At 70.7% G+C, this 6,000-nt stretch carries 6 protein-coding genes; all 6 read right to left on the bottom strand.

Translation table 11 applies throughout. The features are described from left to right. The coding region (locus F1599_RS15090; protein ID WP_150083612.1) for a type II and III secretion system protein family protein at positions 1-1,638 on the bottom strand (1,638 nt) is incomplete at its 3' end. 118 nt (positions 1,639-1,756) lie between these two features. Beyond that, complete coding sequence (gene cpaB, locus F1599_RS15085) at positions 1,757-2,614, bottom strand: Flp pilus assembly protein CpaB (protein ID WP_150083610.1); 858 nt, start codon at positions 2,612-2,614, stop codon at positions 1,757-1,759. A gap of 105 nt (positions 2,615-2,719) precedes the next feature. Then, on the bottom strand, positions 2,720-4,120 hold the full coding sequence (locus F1599_RS15080; protein WP_149316907.1) for an ATP-binding protein: 1,401 nt from the start codon (positions 4,118-4,120) through the stop codon (positions 2,720-2,722). Positions 4,121-4,182: 62 nt separating this feature from the next. Then, positions 4,183-4,722, bottom strand: a complete 540-nt coding sequence (locus F1599_RS15075; RefSeq protein WP_149316908.1) for an A24 family peptidase — start codon at positions 4,720-4,722, stop codon at positions 4,183-4,185. Positions 4,723-4,817: 95 nt separating this feature from the next. Further along, complete coding sequence (locus F1599_RS15070; RefSeq protein WP_149316909.1) at positions 4,818-4,988, bottom strand: Flp family type IVb pilin; 171 nt, start codon at positions 4,986-4,988, stop codon at positions 4,818-4,820. Between the two features lie 109 nt (positions 4,989-5,097). Continuing rightward, on the bottom strand, positions 5,098-5,271 hold the full coding sequence (locus F1599_RS15065) for a Flp family type IVb pilin (RefSeq protein ID WP_150083608.1): 174 nt from the start codon (positions 5,269-5,271) through the stop codon (positions 5,098-5,100). Positions 5,272-6,000: the final 729 nt, after the last annotated feature.

Below are 6,000 nucleotides of genomic sequence, written 5' to 3'. Positions count from 1 at the left end.
CGATCGCTGTGCCGGCGACTGCGGTGCGGGCGCGCTGCCGGCCGGCGCCGTGCCCGGCGTGGCCGCGCGCTGGCCGGCCGAGCCTTCCATATTGCCGAGCAGGTAGAGCTCGAGCGGATTCGGCGTCGAGAAGCTGTCGGTCGGCAGCGGCGCGCCCGCATGCTGCATCGGCTGCACCAGCCGCGGCGTGATGATGAAGACCAGTTCGGACATGTCCTGCTGGAATGACGTGCTGCGGAACAGCGCGCCGAGCACCGGCACCTCGCCCGCGCCGGGCAGCGCCTTCAGCGTGCCGCGCGCGTTGTTCTGCAGCAGCCCGCCGATGGCGAAGCTCTCGCCATCGCGCATCTGCACGGTGGTGGAGGCGCGCCGCGTGGTGATCACCGGCAGGATGGTCTGGCCGGTCAGCGTCGCTCCGGTCACCGTGGCGCCGGTGGGCGAGAGCTCGGACACTTCCGGCGCGACCTTCAGGTTGATGCGGCCGTTGGCCAGCACGGTCGGCGTGAACTTGAGCCCCACGCCGAATTCCTCTTCCTGCAGCGTGATGGTAGGGACGCCGCCGACCACCGCGTTGCTCTGCGCCACCGGGATATAGATCTTGCCGCCGGCGAGGAAGCTCGCCTCCTGGCCGCTCAGCGTGACCAGGTTCGGCTCGGCCAGGATCTTGACCAGCGAGTCGTTCTTCTGCGCGTCGATCGCGATGTCGAGCGGCAGGTTGTTGGCCTTGCTGCCGAAGATCGCGGTGCGCGAGCCGGTCAGCAGCGAGGTCAGCAGGCCGCCGGTCCACGAACCGAAGCCGCCCTGCAGGTTCAGCTGCGAGCCGAGCTGGTTCAGCAGGGTCTTGGACACCTCGGCGACCTTGACCTCGAGCATCACCTGCTGCGGCGTATCGACGCTGAGCATGTTCAGCACGCCGCCGTTCTTCGCCTCCTTGTCGCCCTGCGCGACGGCGGCATAGGCGCGCGCGATCTCCACCGCCTGCTGGGCGGCCTGCGCGCTGGAGACGCTGCCGGTCAGCACCAGGTTGTCGGCGGCGGTGGCGACGCGGATGCCGCGCTCGGTGGGCATCAGCTGCGCCAGCGAGCCCTGCAGCCCGCCGGCATCGACATTGACCGCGATATTGATCACGCTGCAGGCGCCGCTGCGCCCCTGCACGATCATGTTGGTGGTGCCCAGGCTGCGGCCGAGCACATACATCGTCTGCGGCGACACCATGGTCGCCTGCACGATCTCCGGATTGCCCACGGTCCGGTTGCGCACCGGCTCGGGCAGCGGGATCAGCGTCGACTTGCCGATCGGCACCACCACATGGCTTTCCTCGCGTACCGCGCCGCTGCAGTTGGGCCCGCGCGTATCGGCGGCGGGCACCGGTGCGCGGGCGGGCGCCATGCTGATCGTCATCTGCATTGGCGCGCCGGCGGCGATGCCGGCGTTGGCGTTGGTATTGGCGTTGGCATTGGCATTGCTGCCGGCGCGGGTGCCGGCCGCGGGCGTGGTGCCCCTGGCCACAGCGCCGGCTTCGGCTGCCGTCTGCGCGCCGGCGGTGCCGGCCAGAGCCAGCAGCAGGCAGGCCGTGCCCGCGCCGCCCAGCGTGCGCGCCGTGCGCGCGCGGTCCCTCTGCTCATGGTTTGTTTTCATATCTCCCCCCGGAGAGAATTGGTGCTGCCCGATTCGCTGCACATCGTTCCTGACGTGCGACCCGCCTTGCGCGGCATGCCCAGTCATGCCGCTGCCGTCCCGGCTGAAACCCTCCGGCTCAGAAACATTCGAGACTGCCCTGCACGCCCGACAGCACGCCGATGCAGTGGCCGGATCGGGCCGGCGCGGCAGGGCGCGCACGCACCGGCGCGCTGACCTTGACCGGCTTGAGCGGCGCGGCTGCCGGCGCCGCGGCGGGCGTGCCCAGCAGCGTGGTCTTCGTTGCACCTTCGGTATCGACCGCGGCCAGATCCACCTGATTGCGCAGCACCAGCGACAGCGTTCCCACGCTGCGCGCGACGTCGAGCTTTTCGGCCTGTTCGGGCGTGACCTCCAGCGTCACCGCATTGACCACCTTCGGCTGCGTGTCGTCGCGGCTGACCTGCTGCGCGACCGCCAGCACCAGGATCTTTTCCAGCACGATCTTCGAGATGCTGGCTTCGCCGTTGCCACTGGCGGCGCCGTTGCGCCTGGCCTCGGCCGCGGTGTTGACGATCACGTCGACCAGGTTGCCCGGCAGCGCGAAGCCGGCCACGCCGACCACATCGTTGACACGCACCGTGATCGCGCGCTTGCCCTCGCCGATCACCGCCGACAGCCCGCCCTTGGTGCCCTGCGGCGCCAGCTTGGCCTCGAGCAGCGGCTCGCCGCGCAGCACGCTGGTCCTGGCCACGCGCCCCTGCAGCAGTGCGGCGTTGGTGAAGGCGCCGGGCGGCACGCTGCCGCTGGGCCAGCTGACCATCCGCAACTGCTCGGGCCCGATCGGCTGGCCCAGATTGATGTCGCTGGCGGCCACCACCACCTGCGCCACCGAGTTCGACGACTGCTGCATCAGCCAGCGCGAGGCCGCGATCACCGCCGCCACCCCCGCGGCCAGTGCGACCAGAAGCATCAGAATTGCCCGTGCGTTTTTCATGGAAGCTCTCCCTGAGGTCGCCCTCGTTTCCCTCGTTCCCTCATTCCCTGCGCGTTCGCTGCGTTCTTCCGCGTTTGCTTGTCGGCGCGGCGTCCGTCCGATCTGCTATCGCCGCGCCGTTCGCTCACCGCTGCGCCAGCGCATGCCGTCGCCGGCCTCGCGGCCGAAGTACGCCTGCCAGGCGCGCCGCAGCGCCGCCTCGGTGACGCGCGGCGGGTCGCCGTGGTAGCGCCGGGCCGAGTCGATCAGCTTGAGCAGGTCGCCCGGGATGCAGGCCAGCAGCGGAATCCCGTCGGCCAGGTGCAGGCCGTCGAGCAGGAAGCGGAACACCTCGTCGGCGCCGTGCAGGCCGAGCGCGTGCGCGGCGCGCGCGTAGACCTCGCGGTAGTCGTCCTCGGCCAGCGGGCCGATATAGAGCTTGCTGCCGAGCCGGCGCAGGAAGGCGTCGTCGCCCAGCGCGCTGGGCTCCAGGTTGGTCGAGAACACCGGCCACACATCGAACGGCACCGAGAAGCGCACGCCGCTGTGCAGCGTGAACATGTCGATGCCGCGGTCCAGCGGTACGATCCAGCGGTTCAGCAGTTCGCTGACGCCGACCAGTTGCCGGCCCAGGTCGTCGACGATGTAGACGCCGTTGTTGGCCTTCATGTGCGGCGGCGCCTGGTAGTAGCCCGCGACCTGGTCGTAGCGCAGGTCCAGCATGTCGAGCGTCAGTTCGCCGCCGGTCAGCACCGCCGGACGATGGCAGATGGTCCAGCGCCGGTCGGCGCCGCGCCGCCATCCGGGGTTGGTGCCCTCGTCGAAGGGCACGTGCACCAGCGGATCGAATACCTGGATGATCTCGCCGGCCACGGTGAGCGCGTGCGGCACCGGCACCGCGCCGGGCATCAGCTCGCGCAGCCGCCGCGCCAGGAAGGTCTTGCCGCTGCCCGGCGGGCCGTACAGCAGCAGCGCCGCGCTTGCGTTCAGCGCGATGCCGGCCTCGTCGACCACGTGCGGCGCGGCCACCATGTCGCCCAGCACGGCGGCCACGTCCGCCTTCGACACGCTGGCCTGGCGCACCGAATGGCGCCGCACCGCTTCCAGATAGGCGTCCAGCGTGACGGGCGCCGGGCCCGCATAGCTGCAGCGGGCGGCCAGTTCGGCGGCGCGCGCGTAGCCGGCATCGGTGAGCCGGTAGCGCACGTCGAGGTCGCTGGCGCCGCGATGGGCAATCTCGAGCAGGCGTTCGCGCACGCACGAGGTCGCGATCTCGCCGATGACCGAGCCGGGCAGGCGCAGCGTCTCGGCCAGTTGCAGCAGCGTGACGTCGCGGTACAGGTAAGCCGCCTTCATCAGCAGGCTCGCCAGCATCGTGATGTCGATGCCGGTATCGGCGACCGTGCGCGGCGCCACGTGCCAGGGCTGGGGCTGCGCGGTCTCCGCCGCCTCGGCCGGCGCAGGGTCGCCGGCATTGGCCGCGGTCGGCAGCCGGTGCAGCGGCGTGGTCGGCTGTTGCTCGATCATGAGATCCCCCGATCTGTGCTGGTTGCCTGCCCGATGGGCCGGTTCGCCGGTCGCCATGGCCGCTACGCCGACGCGAACAGCATCGCGACGGTTCCGGCGGCAATGGCGATGCCGTAGGGCATCGCGCCCACCGATACCGATGGATCGAGCGCGCCGGGCTTGCACCGGTCCGGATTCCATCCGCCGGGCGCCCGCAGGATGTTCAGCATGTTGCGTCCCAGCTCGCGGCCGCGCCGGCGCAGCAGCGCCCACGCGAGGGCCCACGCGCCGCCGAGTACGAAGGCGGCCAGCGCGATGTCGAAGGCCATGCCCGCGCCCAGCCACGCGCCGACCGCGGCCATCAGCTTGACGTCGCCGGCAGCCATGCCGCGCAGCAGGTAGATCGGCAGGAACATCGCCAGTCCGGTCAGCCAGCCGCCGGCCCAGGCCAGCGCGCCGGCCAGCGCGCCGGTCGTCGCCATCAGCACCGGCAGCGCCAGCAGCCAGGCGCCGAAGGTCAGCCAGTTCGGAATGCGGCGGCTGTGCAGGTCGGTCGCGGCCGCGGCCAGCACCAGCAGCATCGCGGCGGGTCCGATCAGCGTGGCGAGGTGCGGGTGTGACATGGCTGGCTCCAGTCGTTGGATGCGGGTCGTTCGGTGCAGGCCGCTCGGTGCAGATCCTTCTCTGCGGGTCGTTCGATGCGACATGGGCACGTCGTTCAGAACGACGACGCGACCTTGTCGAAGATGGTGCTCAGGGTTTCGCCGACGGCCCTGACCGAGACGATGATCACCAGCGCGATCAGCATCGCGATCAATGCGTACTCGATGCTGGTGACGGCGCCGTCTTCATCGACGAAGGTGCGGATGGCATTCGGTAGCGCGCGCATCGGTGTCTCCCTTTGGTGTCGCAGGCCCGCGGGGCCGGAGCGTGTGGCCCCGCGGGGTTTTGCTTGCGCCGATCTCGCCGGCGCGGGTTTGGCGCCCGGAGCGCGCCCCTTACTTCAGTGCGGACTGCACCTTCTCGAACACCGCGCTCAGGTTCTGCCCGACCAGCTTGACGCCGGCGATGATCACGATGGCGATCAGTGCGGCGATCAGGCCGTACTCGATCGCGGTGACGCTGTCTTCGTCCTGGACGAACTGCTTGGCTTGTTGCATCAGGTCTTGCATGGCTCTCTCCTTGGTTGGAATGCAGGGCACTACTCTGTCGATTCGCTACGGTTGGCAGCGGGGAGTTGCCCGCTGCGATGCGTGATGGCACGCGCTCGCCGGTGCGGCGGCCCGCATGCCGCGCAGGCATCGAAGGGCCAGCGGCCATGGCCGCCGCAGTGTCCGGTGGGATGACCGCCCCGATGGCGGTCCGCATGGGCCGGGTGGCCGCTCGCCGCCAGGCGGCGTGCGCGGCGATGCGTGTGGTCGCGCCGCGCATGCCGCGGCGCGGCGTGCCGCGGCGACGAGGCATCGGCGCCATGCATGCAGCGCAGGCGCGGCGCGCGGTGCGGCCGCGATCCCCGCGAGGCGGGAGGCTGCGTGAGGCGGTGCGGGTTCGTCAGCATGGTCAATGTCCTGTCGCTTGCGGCGCGCTCGCGCTGCCGCCGCGTGATTCGGAACTGCTGCCGGGGCCGGCGGCGCTGTGCCGGCGACCGTGTGGCCACATCAAGGCAAGAGCTTTGCCAGCCGATGCGAAATCGTTGTGCGATAAGGCCTTGCGGCAAGCGGGGTGTCGACCGGCAGGCCGAAAGCAGGCCCGTGGACGGCCGCTCGTTTCCGAGCGGAAACGCGATGCCGTGCGATGGGTGGACGATTGGCCGATGATGGTTCGGCGATGCGGCGCGCGCCTCCGTCCGGCACTCGCCGCAAAGGATGAGGCGCGCCATGAGGCGGCGGTGACGTGGCGGC

Source organism: Cupriavidus cauae (assembly GCF_008632125.1).
Taxonomy (GTDB): domain Bacteria; phylum Pseudomonadota; class Gammaproteobacteria; order Burkholderiales; family Burkholderiaceae; genus Cupriavidus; species Cupriavidus cauae.
The sequence above is the reverse complement of the archived record's forward strand: the minus strand, read 5'-3'. Positions and strand labels throughout refer to the sequence as shown.